This is a genomic window from Exiguobacterium sp. s129 (assembly GCF_018617585.1).
Lineage (GTDB): Bacteria > Bacillota > Bacilli > Exiguobacteriales > Exiguobacteriaceae > Exiguobacterium > Exiguobacterium aestuarii_A.
Map to the genome: position 1 here is coordinate 23,577 of NZ_JACSKL010000003.1, position 14,779 is coordinate 38,355.

General features: G+C 48.7%; 18 protein-coding genes and 1 pseudogene. 6 read left to right on the plus strand and 13 right to left on the minus strand.

What is annotated here, in order from left to right; genetic code table 11:
* Positions 1 to 49 precede the first annotated feature (49 nt).
* From KNO92_RS04640 to KNO92_RS04650, 3 genes are read right to left on the minus strand one after another with little or no spacing between them, the layout of a single operon-like run.
* The gene (locus KNO92_RS04640; protein ID WP_012726155.1) at positions 50 to 481 is read right to left on the minus strand and encodes a YlbF/YmcA family competence regulator; all 432 of its coding nucleotides are present in this window, start codon (positions 479 to 481) and stop codon (positions 50 to 52) included.
* A gap of 58 nt (positions 482 to 539) precedes the next feature.
* The gene (locus KNO92_RS04645; RefSeq protein WP_214760267.1) at positions 540 to 998 is read right to left on the minus strand and encodes a GNAT family N-acetyltransferase; all 459 of its coding nucleotides are present in this window, start codon (positions 996 to 998) and stop codon (positions 540 to 542) included.
* A gap of 11 nt (positions 999 to 1,009) precedes the next feature.
* A complete protein-coding gene (locus KNO92_RS04650; RefSeq protein ID WP_214760269.1) occupies positions 1,010 to 2,476 on the minus strand; it encodes a phytoene desaturase family protein in 1,467 nt (488 codons plus the stop codon).
* A gap of 137 nt (positions 2,477 to 2,613) precedes the next feature.
* On the opposite strand from KNO92_RS04650, the gene KNO92_RS04655 reads away from it, so the two are divergent.
* The 5 genes from KNO92_RS04655 to KNO92_RS04675 all read left to right on the plus strand — a co-directional run bounded on the left by KNO92_RS04655 (position 2,614) and on the right by KNO92_RS04675 (position 6,104).
* Positions 2,614 to 3,120: a hypothetical protein gene (locus KNO92_RS04655; RefSeq protein WP_214760271.1), complete on the plus strand. Its 507-nt coding sequence runs from the start codon at positions 2,614 to 2,616 to the stop codon at positions 3,118 to 3,120.
* Positions 3,121 to 3,153: 33 nt separating this feature from the next.
* Positions 3,154 to 3,657 (plus strand): DNA topology modulation protein, encoded by a 504-nt coding sequence (locus tag KNO92_RS04660; RefSeq protein ID WP_214760432.1) that lies wholly within the window; start codon positions 3,154 to 3,156, stop codon positions 3,655 to 3,657.
* Between the two features lie 35 nt (positions 3,658 to 3,692).
* A complete protein-coding gene (locus tag KNO92_RS04665) occupies positions 3,693 to 4,202 on the plus strand; it encodes a P-loop nucleotide/nucleoside kinase family protein (RefSeq protein ID WP_285800684.1) in 510 nt (169 codons plus the stop codon).
* Between the two features lie 124 nt (positions 4,203 to 4,326).
* Entirely contained in the window at positions 4,327 to 5,094 is a 768-nt protein-coding gene (locus KNO92_RS04670) for a transporter substrate-binding domain-containing protein (RefSeq protein WP_214760276.1), read from the plus strand.
* Positions 5,091 to 6,104: a pyridoxal phosphate-dependent aminotransferase gene (locus KNO92_RS04675; protein WP_214760279.1), complete on the plus strand. Its 1,014-nt coding sequence runs from the start codon at positions 5,091 to 5,093 to the stop codon at positions 6,102 to 6,104. The genes KNO92_RS04670 and KNO92_RS04675 overlap by 4 nt, the downstream gene beginning before the upstream one ends.
* A 22-nt stretch (positions 6,105 to 6,126) precedes the next feature.
* On the opposite strand, the gene KNO92_RS04680 is transcribed toward KNO92_RS04675, so the two are convergent.
* Complete coding sequence (locus KNO92_RS04680; protein WP_214760281.1) at positions 6,127 to 6,684, minus strand: maltose acetyltransferase domain-containing protein; 558 nt, start codon at positions 6,682 to 6,684, stop codon at positions 6,127 to 6,129.
* 82 nt (positions 6,685 to 6,766) lie between these two features.
* Here KNO92_RS04680 and KNO92_RS04685 point away from each other — a divergent pair, with 82 nt between their 5' ends.
* A complete protein-coding gene (locus KNO92_RS04685) occupies positions 6,767 to 7,690 on the plus strand; it encodes a DUF7916 family protein (protein ID WP_214760283.1) in 924 nt (307 codons plus the stop codon).
* A 37-nt stretch (positions 7,691 to 7,727) separates the two neighbouring features.
* Here KNO92_RS04685 and hisIE read toward each other — a convergent pair.
* From hisIE to KNO92_RS04735, 9 genes and pseudogenes are all read right to left on the minus strand, one after another.
* Positions 7,728 to 8,365, minus strand: a pseudogene (hisIE, locus tag KNO92_RS15015) (bifunctional phosphoribosyl-AMP cyclohydrolase/phosphoribosyl-ATP diphosphatase HisIE).
* Positions 8,314 to 9,081 carry an imidazole glycerol phosphate synthase subunit HisF gene (gene hisF / locus KNO92_RS04700; protein ID WP_214692002.1) on the minus strand — a complete coding sequence of 256 codons (768 nt, stop codon included), beginning with the start codon at positions 9,079 to 9,081 and terminating at the stop codon, positions 8,314 to 8,316. The pseudogene hisIE and the gene hisF overlap by 52 nt, the downstream one beginning before the upstream one ends.
* Positions 9,074 to 9,787: a 1-(5-phosphoribosyl)-5-[(5-phosphoribosylamino)methylideneamino]imidazole-4-carboxamide isomerase gene (locus KNO92_RS04705; protein ID WP_214760290.1), complete on the minus strand. Its 714-nt coding sequence runs from the start codon at positions 9,785 to 9,787 to the stop codon at positions 9,074 to 9,076. Before KNO92_RS04705 ends, hisF begins: the two co-directional genes overlap by 8 nt.
* On the minus strand, positions 9,765 to 10,352 hold the full coding sequence (gene hisH / locus KNO92_RS04710) for an imidazole glycerol phosphate synthase subunit HisH (RefSeq protein ID WP_214691992.1): 588 nt from the start codon (positions 10,350 to 10,352) through the stop codon (positions 9,765 to 9,767). The genes KNO92_RS04705 and hisH overlap by 23 nt, the downstream gene beginning before the upstream one ends.
* A complete protein-coding gene (gene hisB / locus KNO92_RS04715) occupies positions 10,349 to 10,936 on the minus strand; it encodes an imidazoleglycerol-phosphate dehydratase HisB (protein ID WP_214691986.1) in 588 nt (195 codons plus the stop codon). The genes hisH and hisB overlap by 4 nt, the downstream gene beginning before the upstream one ends.
* Positions 10,923 to 11,939: a pyridoxal phosphate-dependent aminotransferase gene (locus KNO92_RS04720; RefSeq protein WP_214760293.1), complete on the minus strand. Its 1,017-nt coding sequence runs from the start codon at positions 11,937 to 11,939 to the stop codon at positions 10,923 to 10,925. The genes hisB and KNO92_RS04720 overlap by 14 nt, the downstream gene beginning before the upstream one ends.
* Positions 11,936 to 13,153 carry a histidinol dehydrogenase gene (gene hisD, locus KNO92_RS04725; protein WP_214691982.1) on the minus strand — a complete coding sequence of 406 codons (1,218 nt, stop codon included), beginning with the start codon at positions 13,151 to 13,153 and terminating at the stop codon, positions 11,936 to 11,938. Before hisD ends, KNO92_RS04720 begins: the two co-directional genes overlap by 4 nt.
* Entirely contained in the window at positions 13,150 to 13,758 is a 609-nt protein-coding gene (hisG, locus tag KNO92_RS04730; RefSeq protein WP_214691980.1) for an ATP phosphoribosyltransferase, read from the minus strand. Before hisG ends, hisD begins: the two co-directional genes overlap by 4 nt.
* The gene (locus KNO92_RS04735) at positions 13,755 to 14,678 is read right to left on the minus strand and encodes an ATP phosphoribosyltransferase regulatory subunit (RefSeq protein WP_214691972.1); all 924 of its coding nucleotides are present in this window, start codon (positions 14,676 to 14,678) and stop codon (positions 13,755 to 13,757) included. Before KNO92_RS04735 ends, hisG begins: the two co-directional genes overlap by 4 nt.
* Between the last annotated feature and the right edge of the window lie 101 nt (positions 14,679 to 14,779).

A 14,779-nucleotide genomic window follows, 5' to 3' on the forward strand; every position in this document is an offset into this window, starting at 1 on the left:
ATTCACCTCTAGAAAGTACAACAGCTGACCATCGGCCAGCTGTGTCGTTTTAGTATCCGCAGCCGCCGCGTGCTTGTTCAGCCGCCATGCCGCTCCCTGTCTTCCCTGCAAGGACGTCTCCGTCCGTCGATTCGATGATGCGGTCCGTCACGGAGTTCGCGAGCGTGACCGTCACGTATTGAAGCAAATCGTTCACTTCAACTTGAGTCTCTTGGAATGCTTGAACGACCGGAATCGAGTCGAGCTCTTCCATCGCTTTATCGATCTTCTGCTCGACTTTCGCAAGTGCTTCCGTCTTGCCGTAGTGCTTACAGTTTACGGCTTCTTTTTGTAAGAACTTGATTCGTTTAATCAACGTCTGTACGCGGTCACTTCCGTTCACTTTCGCTTCCGCTTCTTTGAAACGCGCCACTTCTGGTGTTTGTGCTAATACGTCTGCCAATTCTCTTGCTTTTGCAATTACTTGTTGATCGGTCACCATTGTAAACCCCTTTATGTCTATGATGTAATCGTGCTCAAGGGCACGTGAATGTTCTTTCTCATTCTAACATGAACGATTCGGAAACGGTACTAGCGGGATTCGTTGATTCTCGTAACATATCGACGTGTGGAATACTGTCTTCTTGATACACATCACTCGTCCGTTTGAAACCAAACGAGGCATAAAAAGGTTCCACATACGTCTGAGCTTGCAGATACAATGTCTCATGACCGAAGTCCTTGATTGCCGCATCCATCAAGAGGCGAGAATACCCTTTCCCTCGATACGTCGCTTTCGTGACGACACGTCCGATGGCGACTGGAGAGGCTTCCGTCAAAACACGAAGCGCAGAGACAATCTCTCCATCTTCTTCAATCCAATAATGGATGGCTTGTTCATCTTTTCCATCGATTTCTTGATACGGACAGTTCTGTTCGACGACGAAAATCTCAGTCCGTAGCGCCAGTAAGCGATACAATTCCAATGTTGTCAGTTCATCAAATGCTTTTTTCTTCATCAATATCCCCCCTAATCAATCGTCACCCCGATTGCTCGGGCAACATGTAACCCGCTCGTCATTGCACCAATCGTCCCCGCCCCTGGAAATACGGTATCCCCGCATACATAAAAGTTCGGCAAGTCTGTGCGATAACTCGCGGCACGGAACAACGCCTGGCTTGGCGTCTGGGCATATCCCCCGACTGCCCCATGCGGTCGCTTCGTATACTTCACCCATGCACCTGGTCCACCAGGAAGGAGAAGTGACGATTCACGGTCCCATGCAGGGAACGCAGTGGCGACGACATCGACGAGACGATTGGTCCAATCTTGTTCTAGTTTCTCATATGCCGCTCGGTCTTTCCAATGTTGCCATTCTGATAAATCGATATGTGTGGATACCGTAATGGTCCGTTCTGGTTTTTCTGTGCGCAACACGTCATCCGGCGCCGACATGGATATGAACGCATGCCCACTCGGTAATCGCTCGTGATAGATTTGTTGAAATAATGGTTGCTGTTGACAGACATCCTCAGGCAAGACGATGTAAAGGCTGAACGTGCCCCATTGCGACTGCTTCAACTGTCTTCGATATTGCCGTTTAAACTTTCGCTGTTCCTGTCCCCGTAAAATCTCGCTCGTCCGCTCAATCGGGATGGCGGAAACAATCACATCGACCAGTTCAAGTCGTCCTCTTCGATCGGTGATGAACCATCCATCCGTCACTCGTTCGATGGACTGGACGTCTCTCCCTAATTTCGTCTCGCCACCAAACGTTCGGACGGCGCGCTCTAACGCATGAGCCAATTGATACAGCCCACCTTCCACATAGTACGCTCCTTCGTGATAGACCGACAGCGCCACTGCACCGAGTAAATGACTCGCTTCTTTCGCACCGGTCTGCAAACTATCGAGCAGGACTCCATCGATAAATCGCTCGAACATCGTACCGTTTAGTCCATGACGAGCTAACGTGACACCGAGTGGCCGCTGGAGTTTTAGGAGCGCCGTAAGTTGGTTCGGTCGGAACCCCTTCATTGCGTATACCATATCCGATGTCGTGCGAAACGGAAGTGCCGGCAACTCTTGAAACAACGGTCGGATCTTCTCAAAGTCACCCCACACTTCACGATAAAACGCATGGATTGCCTTGTGGTTCTCTGGGAACGCATGACTGAGCTCATCAAGCAGACGTTCTCGGTCGCGATAGTAAGTGACGGTGACGTCAGGCAGATGAATGTCCATCACCTCATCCAACAAAGTGACCTCGACCGATTCGTCCAATTTCTCAAGGACACGCTGATGGACTCCACCTTTTTCAAATCCCATTCCGAGCGTCGCGCCTGCCGGGAACAAGTAGTCACCCCGTTGAAATTTACCTGCACATCCGCCCCATTCACGCGATGCTTCAAAGACGGTTACGTCATGTCCTTTTTGTTGCGCGAGCGCAGCGGCCGTTAAACCCGCGACACCTCCACCTATGACCCCGATTTTCATGTACATCCCTCCTCTCTATATCATACCTGCTCATTCAAAAACTTGAAGAAATGAATCGGTTTTTAAGATTCCAATGTTCTTTTGAAGGGAACTGATTCTCCTATGCAGAAATAGTTTACATCTGAAAAGGTAAGGTGATGAAAATGCGTAGTCGTGTCATGGTTTATTTATTGATTCCCATCCTCATCTTTATTGGTATACTGATTACCCCACCTTCCGAGGAATCGCTCAAGCTCGCGACGATGACCGTCGTCAGCATACAGGAGATGATTCCTTACGAAAAAGAGTATACGGTACAGAAAGTGCTAGAAGAGCGATCGGTGGACGACAAATCAGCCATCATCGAAGAATGGCGTCTCGAGCAAGGAGCGAGAACGTCTTATAGTTATGTGCTCAGACTGAGAGGATTTGACCATGTGACACAGATTGATGCAGGGGCCGCCAACACGAGGTCGGACGGGTATTACGCGATGCAGGCGCATAGCCCTATTTTCGAGACGGACAAACCCGTGTCAACGAACTATCCGATCGTCATGTTCAGTTCGGAACAACGTCTCGTCATCGGACAGATGGATGTCCGGGTCATTTATGAAGAGGATGAGCAGTTGAAGAAATGGATTGTATTGGAGGATGAACAAGATTAGATGAGCAACTTACCGATTAATCGCAACACAAACATGAAACGAATCATGATCATCGGTTCAGGCGGTGCAGGGAAATCCACACTTGCCCGTCAACTCGGTGAACGATTACACCTCGATGTCTATCATTTGGATGCTCTCATGTGGAGACCGGGATGGGTGATGGCGCCAAGTGAGGAACGAATCGACATTCAGCAACAACTCGTAAAGAAAGAGGAATGGATTATTGATGGAAACTTCGGGAACACGCTTGATTTACGTTTACAGGCAGCAGATACCGTCATTTTGATCGACCTTCCGCGAATCATTTGTGTATACCGCGTCCTCAAACGAGTTGCCTGTTACCGTGGTACGACGCGACCGGATATGGGCGCATCCTGTGAGGAAAAGCTCGATTTCGCATTCCTCAAGTGGGTTTGGAATTTTCCTGACGTTCAACGGCCACAACTGTTACGACAAATTCAACAACATCCGACACAACTTAATTTGATACATTTGAAATCGTCAAGGGCCGTCAAACAATTTATCGGTTCTTTATAACATGAAGCGGAGGGATTCGATTGTTTTTTCTCCAAATGTCTGGAACACCTGGATCAGGAAAATCCACATTGGCTAAGCGAATCATCCAACACGTACACGCGGTCGTCATCGATCATGATGTTTCAAAGACCGCCTTACTCTATACGCTTCCTATTGGCAACTTCTCAGATCGAGAAATTGGGAAGATGGCTTATGATATTGATTGGTCTCTCGTCGAGTATCACCTATCACTTGGACAAAACGTCATTCTTGACAGTCCTTGTCTCTATGACGAATTACTCGATAAAGGGATAGCGATTTCCACCAAATATGGAGCAACTTATCGTTACATTGAATGTCGTCATGAAAATCACGAAGAAATTAACGCACGACTTCGAAACCGTTTCAGACGACCAAGTCAAATTGATCAGGTTTCATATGAGAATTGGTCTAAAATGAATGAACACTGCAAACGACCTACAAACCATCCCTACTTACAAACCTATACGATGGTCAATCAAGAAATTCCGATTGAGCAAATTATGTCGTATCTTCTAAAAAACTAAGAATAGAACGCTTTCATTTCAAAAGCGTTTCTCTTTTTAATATTTTTTGTATTTTTATTCTTTACAATTAATAATCATACATATACACTTAGTCTCATCTACAACAGGGAGGCATTATACACATATGAAAAAATGGTTATTAGCAGGTACACTTATGTTGAGCGCGGCTTTACTCGGTGCATGTAGTCAAGAAACAGAAGGTGAAGCGAAAGAGCAAAAAACACTCGTCATGGGGACGAGCGCCGATTACTTCCCATATGAATTTGTCGATACGGCAAACGGGGATGCGATTGTCGGATTTGATATTGAAATTGCAGAAACGATTACAGAACGTCTCGGTTACGAATTGAAAATTGAAGATATGGACTTCGGTAGCTTACTCGGGGCCTTGAACAGCGGACGTGTCGACTTTGTCATGGCAGGGATGACACCAACAGAAGAGCGGAAAGAGAACGCCGACTTCTCAGACATCTATCTTTCCGCGACAAACTTGATTTTGACAAAAGACGAGTCGCTTCAGGCAATCGAAGATTTGTCTGGTAAGAAAATCGGTGTCCAAACGGCTTCGATTCAAGAAAACATCGCAAAAGAACAAGCGCCTGACGCTGAACTCGTATCGTTGAACAAGATCCCTGAAATCGTTCAAGAGTTGAATACAGGTCGAATCGATGCAATGGTCATCGAAGACACTGTCGCACAAAAGTATCTCGATCAAGACGACAGCTTCTATACATTCGCTTTAAAAGAGGATGGCGAAAAAGGATCAGCTGCTGCCTTCAAATTAGATGATGAGTTACGCGACCAGTTCAACGAAGAATTGAACAAGATGATGGAGTCTGGCGAAATCGATGAATTGGTGAAAAAATGGTTCTCGATGGAGCCGACTGAATGAGACAAGTCGAGCTGCCGATCTATCCCGTCGTTTATCCGACGGGACATCGGTTAAATCAAAATGAAAGTCAGTTCCCTTTACCTGACCGAATCAAGAGCCAGCTTGATTCGTTGACGTATCATGACTTACACGAATATCCGTTCGAACCGATCAATGAGTTGTTCGAACGCTACGCTGCGTATGTCGGTGTGACACCTGAGCAACTGCTCGTCGGTTGTGGAAGTGATGAGATGATTCATGTCGTGACGCAAGCATTGCTCGCACCAAATGACATCGTCTTGTCTCCAGCGCCTGACTTTTCGATGTATCCAATCTTCACGACCATCGCACACGGGCAACATGTTCAAGCCAATGATTTATCGTATGAGGCAATTGTAGAGGCAATCGAGACGCATCATCCGAAGCTTCTTCTTCTCTCGAACCCGAACAATCCAACCGGGAAGCTGTGGACCGTGAAAGAGTTGACGCATCTCGCCTCACTCGTTCCGTACCTCGTGGTGGACGAGGCGTATATGGACTTCACACCGGATGGCAGCATGATTCCGTTCATTGCGAACCATCCGAATCTCATCGTGCTTCGCACGATGTCAAAAGCGTTCGGATTGGCAAACGTACGAATCGGATTCATGGTGACAAACAACGAACTCGCACACTATTTCCGTCAATTCATCCCACCGTTCAACATTAGCGGGGTGAGTGCAAAGATTTGCAACATCTTCTTAAAAGATGCGACTTATCTTCAAGAAGCAATCGAATGGCATGACGGGATGCGGAAAAAGTGGGCACTGGCCTTTGAATCAATTGGTCATGTCCTCCCTGCCTCGACAAACTTTTTGTATATTGAACTCGAGCAACCTGAAGCGGTATGGACGCATTTGACCGCATTGAACGTACACACGTCGAAACAACAGACGGGCATTCGAGTGACCATCGGTAACGAAGCGGCACTTCAGCTTGCACATACAGCAATTCAGCAATTCATAGAAACAAGTCACGTAAAAAACTCCTGAACCTCGTGTTCAGGAGTTTTTGTCAGTCGATCGTTTTGATCACGCGCGCAGGGTTTCCTCCAACGACCGTCCGTGGTGGCACATCTTTTGTGACGACGGCACCAGATGCGATGACTGCCTCATCTCCAATCGACACCCCCGGATTGATGATGGCCCCTCCACCAATCCATACCCGGTCCCCAATCGTCACGGGTTTCCCGAACTCATACCCAGAGATGCGCTCAATCGGATCAATCGGATGTGTCGCTGTATAGATATGTACACCCGGTGCAAGCATACAGTCATCCCCGAAAGTGATGGGACAGATGTCTAGAAAGACACAGTCAAAATTCGCATAGAATCGTTCACCCAAGTGAATATTGTACCCGTAATCACATTTGAAGTTCGGTTCGATGTAATACGACTCTTTCGTCGAACCGAGTAACGCACCGAGAATTTTTTTACGCTCTTCCAAGTCATCAATCCCGGAACGATTGAATCGCTCGGTCAATCGCCTGGCATGCTCCCGATCTTTAACGAGCGTCTCATCACCAGCTAAATACAGTTCACCACGAATCATCTTCTCTTTTTCCGTCATCATGATCCCTCCTTACACTCAGTATAGAGGATTTTCAAATCATTTAGGGAATAGAGACAAGGATGAGCAGAAGGAGGAAGATGTGATGAAACGTATTTTAGAGTGTCGGGCAAGTGATTTTATCACGTTTAATCGTCAAGATTTAGTCGGGTCGATTCGAAAGGCGGAAGGACGAACGATCATGGCCGAGGTCATCCCAACGGTTCAACCGCTCTACCCAGAAGTCACGAATGCTGAACTGGCAAGAGCGTTCGGCGCCGACTTGATTTTATTGAACATGTTAGATGTGTTCCATCCTTACATTAAAGGACTTGAAAGTCATGCGCTGTTTGGCGACATGCCAGGTGATGAGATGAGTGACCATCCGATTCTGGAGCTAAAGAGACTGATCGGATTACCGATTGGAGTCAATTTAGAACCTGTCGACTTTTCAGAGAGATCGTCTGAGATGAACGAAGTGAAACGAGGCAGACTCGCTTCAGTCGAAGCGTTCCAAAAAGCGTCTGAACTCGGGATCGATTTCGTTTGTCTGACAGGCAACCCGAATACCGGGGTTACGAATGAAGCAATCGAACAAGCGATTATCCGGGGGCGTCGTGAATTCGCTGGCGTCATCATTGCCGGAAAGATGCATCAGGCCGGTGTCGGCAGCGTGTTAGATCGCGACGCATACATCCGCTTCGTTGAAGCAGGGGCAGACATCATTCTTCTACCAGCTCCAGGAACCGTTCCGGGTGTCCGTGAAGAGGCATTCCACGAACTCGTACAAGAACTGCAAGCACTCGGAGCACTCACGTTAGCCGCAATCGGGACATCTCAAGAAGGGGCCGATGTGGCGACTGTTCGCGAGATTGCACTCTCTTCAAAGCGCGGGGGCGCAGATATCGTTCATATCGGTGACGCCGGATTGTCTGGGATTGCCGTACCAGAGAACATTCAGGCACTTTCAATTGCCATTCGCGGGCGACGTCATACATACATTCGCATGGCTGCCTCGGTCAATCGTTGATACAAAAAAGGAAGGAGACGCGCTCCTTCCTTTTGCTTTACCATTCCGTGACGTCTCGACGAGGCTTCGCAGGCGTCGTCGTGCCGTGACGTTTGGCAAGTAACGCTTCTAAATCTTCTAAGCGCACACCTTTAGCTGCCAATAAGACGAGCAGGTGATACAGAAGGTCGGCCGATTCTTCGACCAAATCTTCGTCCGTCATTGCGGCAATCACGACCTCGAACGATTCTTCACCGAACTTCTTCGCGATTTTTTCAACGCCTTGTTCAAACAAATACGTCGTATATGAACCTTCTTTTGGTTCATTCTTTCTTGATTGAATCAATTGCTCCAATTCATGAATCATACGTTCACCTCCGTAAAGAAACAGCTTCGATTTCCAGTATGACACGTCGGACCGTTCGCATGGACACGAACGAGAAGCGCATCCTGGTCACAGTCGACCTGGATACTGATGACGTCAAGTGTGTTGCCGCTCGTCTCCCCTTTCATCCATAGCCTACCTTTTGAACGAGACCAGAACGTCACGACCCGCTCACGTAGCGTTTGACGGATGGCCTCATCGTTCATATATCCGAGCATGAGAACGGCCCCGTCTTCTTCTGAGACGATGATGACGGGAATCAATCCATTTTCGTCGAAACGAACCGCATCGGCAAGTTGTGACTCGTGCATACGTGCTTCACCTCTTCTACTGTCGTTTTTCGATCATGTAAGATGGAGGCAAGTAGTGCGGCATCGACCTTCTCGAGCGCTTCGACAACGTGCTCGGCATTCCCCGCCCCACCTGAGGCGATAATCGGAATGTCGACGACTTCGCGAAGTTGTTCTAAAATCGCAAGGTCATATCCGCTTTGCTTTCCGTCTTGGTTCATGGACGTGACAAGAAGTTCACCCGCCCCGAGTGCGGCCACTTGTTTCGCCCATTCGACCGCTAACAGTTCTGTCTTCTGTTTACCGCCATATGTGTACACATAGTATTCCCCGTCTTCAAATTTTACGTCGATCGCAACGACGATACATTGTGATCCGAAACGATCGGCCGCTTCTCGAATGAGACTTGGGGATTCGACAGCGAGCGTGTTCAACGATACTTTATCCGCTCCTGCTTTTAACAATGACGAAATGTCATCAAGTGAACGAATCCCTCCGCCGACCGTCAACGGGATGAATACTTTCCGTGCCACTGCACTGACGACATCGAGCATCGTCTGGCGGCGTTCCGTACTTGCCGTGATGTCGAGAAAGACGAGTTCATCGGCTCCGGACTCATCATAATATTTTGCGATTTCGACCGGATCACCGATGTCTCGTAGTTGAACGAATTCGATCCCTTTGACGACACGGCCTTCCTTCACATCGAGACATGGAATAATTCTGCGTTTAAGCATAACGCGCCTCCCATTCAATCAGTTCATCGATACTTACTTTACCAGACAGAAGTGCTTTCCCGACGACGGCCTCATCAATCTTAGCCATCTTTAGTTCCTTCACGTCCTCTTCAGTCGTCACACCGCCTGAAGCAATCAGTGTGACGTTGACGATTTGGCGTAGCGCCTTCATGCGCGCGACATTCGGTCCGTTCAGTTTTCCGTCAGATCCGATGTCCGTATATAGAATCGTCTCAATCCCTCGCTTGACGAAATCTTGAGCGACCGAGATGTCATCGAGCTTCGTCGCTTCTTGCCATCCGTTAATGGCGACCTTTCCGTCATATGCATCGAGTGCCACAGCAACTCGTTTGCCATACTTTTCAATCGCCTTGTCTAAAAAGTCAGGATCCGTAAACGCCTTTGTTCCTAAGAGGACACGGTCCGCACCTGTGTCCATGACCGCATCGAGTGAGGCTTCTGAACGAATCCCACCACCTGTCTGTACGAGAAAACCGAGAGACTTCGCATAGCGGACGACATCTAGGTGACGCGGCTCGCCTGCCTTTGCCCCTTCTAAGTCGATTAAATGAATCATCGGGACTTTTCCTTGCCACGCTTTTAATAATTCATACGGGTCACCGTATTGTTCTTCGGTTGAAAAATCGCCTTCTGATAAACGGACGATCTTGCCTCCAATTAAATCAATGGCGGGTAGTAATTTCACGCTCGACCGCCTCCTTCCATTCTTGAAGTAAACTGAGACCGAACGCCCCACTTTTTTCCGGGTGAAACTGCATGCCCGTGACGAGTCCTTTTTGAACAATCGCAGGAACACGCTCTCCCATATAATCCGCTTCCGCCACGATATTAGCATCGTCCGTCACGGCGTGATAAGAGTGAACAAAGTAGACGTCCTCATCGCGAAGAATCGAGTTCCATCCAACGTGTGGAAGACGCTTCGCGCGCATTCGCTCAACCGTTCCCGGAATCAACCCGAGACCTTTCGTCGGCATGCCTTCCGTACTTGAATCAAACAAGAGCTGCATCCCAAGACATATCCCTAAAAACGGCTTTTTTGTCGCCATCTTTTGTAATAGCGGGATGAGCCCCGTCTGTTCGAGTGATTGCATCGCTTGCGGGAAAGCACCGACCCCAGGAAGTAAAATGGCGTCCGCTTCTTCAATTTGGCTTGCATCATTCGTAATCACGACGTAGCAACCGATTGCCTGCAACGCACGTTCGACGTTGAATACGTTACCCATTCCATAATCGATGACCGCTACTTTCATCCTTCAATCCATCCTTTCGTAGAAGGGAGACGATCGGTTCCATCGCTCGAGACCGCCTCAGCGAGTGCTCGTCCGAACGCTTTGAACAACCCTTCAATCATGTGGTGTGAGTTCGATCCATACAGGACCGCGAGGTGAAGCGTGAGTCGACCGTTCATGGCAACCGCTCGGAAGAATTCCTCAGCGAGCTCGGTATCAAAATCCCCAAGCTTCGGATTGCGAATATCCGCTTGATAGACAAGGAAGGGACGTCCTGACACATCGACGACCGCTCGCGCTAACGTCTCGTCCATCGGCATGTAACTCGCTCCATAGCGGCGAATCCCGACTTTGTCTCCGAGAGATTTGGCGATGAGTTGACCGAGCGCAATCCCCACATCTTCCACTGTATGGTGGGCATCGACCCATGTATCTCCTTCGACTTTCACCTCTAAGTCCATCTGACTGTGAAAGGCAAGTAACGTCAACATGTGGTCAAAAAAACCGACTCCTGTTTGGATGGTGCTTTCTCCTGTTCCATCTAGATTGACTCGAATCTCAATTTTTGTCTCTTTCGTCTCACGCTTTAGTTCAGCTGTTCTCAACAGAATTCACCTCTTCAATCGTTTGTCGGATAAAGGCATACGCCTCATCTGTCCCTGCACTGACACGTAATCCATCCGGAAACGCACGTACATGGACGCCTTTTTCAAGGAAGCGGGATGCCCACCCTTCACTGTCATCGGTTTTGACATAGATAAAGTTGGCACGACTCGGCAAAATCTCACCGATTGGTCGTAACAACTCGGTTAATTTCTCACGTTGCGCCGTGTGGAACTGAATCGACTCTTGGATATACGTCTCATCACGCAATACAACGTTGGCGACTGCGGCACTGAGTCCACTCACATTGAACGGTGAACGGAATCGATCGATCTGTTCGATGATTTCTTCTGACGCAATCATGAAACCAATCCGAAGGTTCGCAAGACCGAACGCTTTTGACAACGTTCGTAAGATGATGACGTTCGGATGTTCGCTCAAGCGAGATACAAACGAGTCCTCCATCGTGAAATCGATATAGGCTTCATCAACAACGAGATAAGGGACACGTGTCGCAATGTCCGACAATTCTTCAAGTGTCCACATCTTACCGGTTGGGTTATTTGGATTCGAAATCAGAACGAGCTTCGGCTCATTCGTTTGAATGAGTTCGGTTAGCGCATCGTAACTCAATCCATGCTTCTCCGGTTGCATGAAGTGCCCTCTCGCAATCTGTGTGTATATGCCATACATCGAGAAGTCTGGGGCCGGTGCGACCACACGGTCTTCCGTATCTAAAATGGCCTGACTTAAGATGGCTAACAGCTCGTCGCTTCCACTTCCGACCATCAGTTGCGTCGTCTCGACTCCCGCATAGTTCGCATAACTCGCTTTTAAGGCAAGCAATTCTTCGACCGGATAACGGCTGAGCGCCTCGAGTGAAACGTCTCGAATAGCTCGTTCAAGCCGCTCTGGTAACGGATATTGACTTTCATTTTGATTGAGCGCGTACCCTGATACGGCATGGGGCACATATCGCGGGATGTTCTGATAATTTCGTCTCATACGTCCTCCATCCGAACAGCCATCGCACGGGCATGTCCTTCTAATTGTTCTTGTTTTGCGATTCGAATCGCAGCCTTTGTGATTGTCTCATCAAGTTCTGTCATCTCAAGGAACGTCTGACGGCGATAAAAATCATCGACGGACAATCCGCTCGAGAATCGCGCCGTCCCACTTGTCGGAAGGACATGGTTCGGTCCAGCGATATAATCCCCGAACGCTTCCGCCGCCTCGTGACCGAGGAAGAACGACCCGCCGTGACGTATCGCACGCATCAACGTTTCAGGATCTTTGACGGCCAACTGGACGTGCTCCGCAGCCATCGTGTTCGCATACGCGATGGCATCTTCTAGTGATCGAACGATGACTCCGCCACGTTTCAATGATTCCCTGGCGATCTCTTGTCGTGGTAAGAGCGAAAGTTGACGCTCAAGTTCTTGTTCGACTTCATCACGAAGCATTTCTGTCGTGACGAGTGCGATTGCCGTCGCTTCTACGTCATGTTCTGCTTGTGCGAGAAGATCCGCCGCTACCCACTTCGGATTTGCCGTTTCATCGGCAATGATCAGCACTTCGGACGGTCCCGCTACAGAGTCGATCCCGACGATGTGCGAGACGAGCGCCTTCGCCGTCGCGACATACGCATTTCCGGGTCCGACAATCTTATCGACCGGACGAATCGTTTCTGTCCCATATGCGAGTGCGGCAACGGCTTGCGCACCTCCGACCAGAAAACACTCATCTGCCCCTGCGATTTTTGCTGCAATCAAGAGGGAAATGTCGATCCCATCTGCTTTTGGTGGGGTGACCATGACGACTCGTTTGACACCGGCCACTTTCGCCGGAATGATATTCATCAGGACGCTCGACGGATAGACGGCTGTCCCACCCGGTACGTAGACACCGACCGAATCGAGCGGCATATAACGTCTTCCGAGTCGGAACATCGTATCTTCGAACACATCATCTTGACGTACTTGATGCGCGTGGAAGGCGCGAATCCGTTCTGCCGCTAAGGTCAACGCTTCCGTCAGTTCAGCATACGCTGCCGGCGGGATAAAGCGAGACAAATCGACAGACTCGATTTGGTCGACCCCATCGAATTGACGCGTCCATTCAAGGAGTGCTTCATCTCCGCGTGCCTCAACCGCTTCTACGATTGGTTTGACCGCTTCCGCCCAAGCTTCTCGCCGTGATCGATTCGTTTCTGTACTCATGCATTCTCCTCCTGACTCAGCTTTCGAATCCATGCCTTTAATTCGTCAGGCTGCTCTGCCAAAGCCGTTTCGCTCGTGATGAATTTTGCATTGATTGAAAAAATCGTTTCATATTCCTCTAAGTCATTCGCTGCTAACGTCGCACCTGTCTCGACGATGTCGACGATGCAATCCGCTAGTCCTGTTAACGGAGCGAGCTCCACAGACCCATTCAACGCGATGACTTCTACGTTTTGTCGCTTTGACGCGAAGTGTGAGATGGCGATGTTCGGATATTTACTCGCCACTTTTAATTTCTTTGTGCCATTACGTCGAACTTTCGGACCACATACGGCCATCCGACAGCGTCCGAACGGTAAGTCGACGACTTCGAGTACACCTGGCGTTTTCTCTCGTAAAATATCGCCACCAACAATTCCGACATCAGCTGCTCCGTGCATCACATATTTATAGACGTCGTCCCCTTTGACGAAAATAAATTCATGATCTCCTGCTTTTACTGTGAGTTCACGTCCCCGCTTCTCTGGCCAAACGGGTAAATCACGTTCGACAAAAAATTGACGAGCTGCTTTTTCGATCCGTCCTTTCGCGACCGCTACCTTCATTTGATCACCTCATCTAACTGTTCTAAATCGAGTGACATGCCGAACGCTCGTCTCGAGTGTCCGAAATGACCATATAGTGAATCGTATCGTCCCCCTGAAAGGACACGCTTTCCTTCTACACTTCCCGTCACGGTCAAACCTGAATAGTAATCAAAATCTCCCGTTTGACCGAAATCATATGATACGTCTAAGCCAATTGCACGCAAATGTTGTACGGCCTCATCGACTTCATCGATGGCATCGTTTAGAGACTCTGGTGCCTCACACCGTAATTCTTCGAGCGCTGAATTCCCAATTAAAAACGGTAGCTTCGCAATTAATGGATAGCGATACGTCTCTGCTAACTCACGTAACGACTCTAAATTTCGAAGTGCTAAGATTTTTCGGAATGTCCGTTCCTGAATGCCTGTCTCTTTCGCGATGAGCGAGATGACAGCCGCTGATCCGATTTTAATTGTCAAACGTTCAGTAGGCAGGACTCCTTCCGTCATATCGAGAAATGATTCGATGAGATGACTGTCCTTCATTTCCCCGTCGACCCACTCGAGTCCGAGCTGTTGCCGTTCATGTGGTTGACCGGAATGTTTGATCGTCCGACGGTAGACGGCTCCGGCGTACGCGACACGCATCGGTTCATGACCGTCTGCTAACTTTCTTGCGATTTGCAATGTATAGTCAGGGCGCATGACGAGGAGTTCCCCGTCATTCCCGAATAAACGATAATAGGCCGACTCGTCAAAGAGCGCCAAATTTTGATAGTGTGAATAGTATTCGAGTAACGGCGGGTCGATGACGGCATAACCGCTCGCCTCTGCCTTTTCTAAAAATGACAGCATCCACCGCTTTGGTCGAATGACATCTCCTGATTGTAGTTCATACCATCCTTCTGGAATTGAACCTTTCGAATTTGACCAAATCATGATAACCACCCTTTATCTTATTATCACTTTACCAAACTAAAGTAGTGTGTTAAATTTATCAAACAGAGAAACACCTGTCAACCAATTGAACTGAAAAGGAC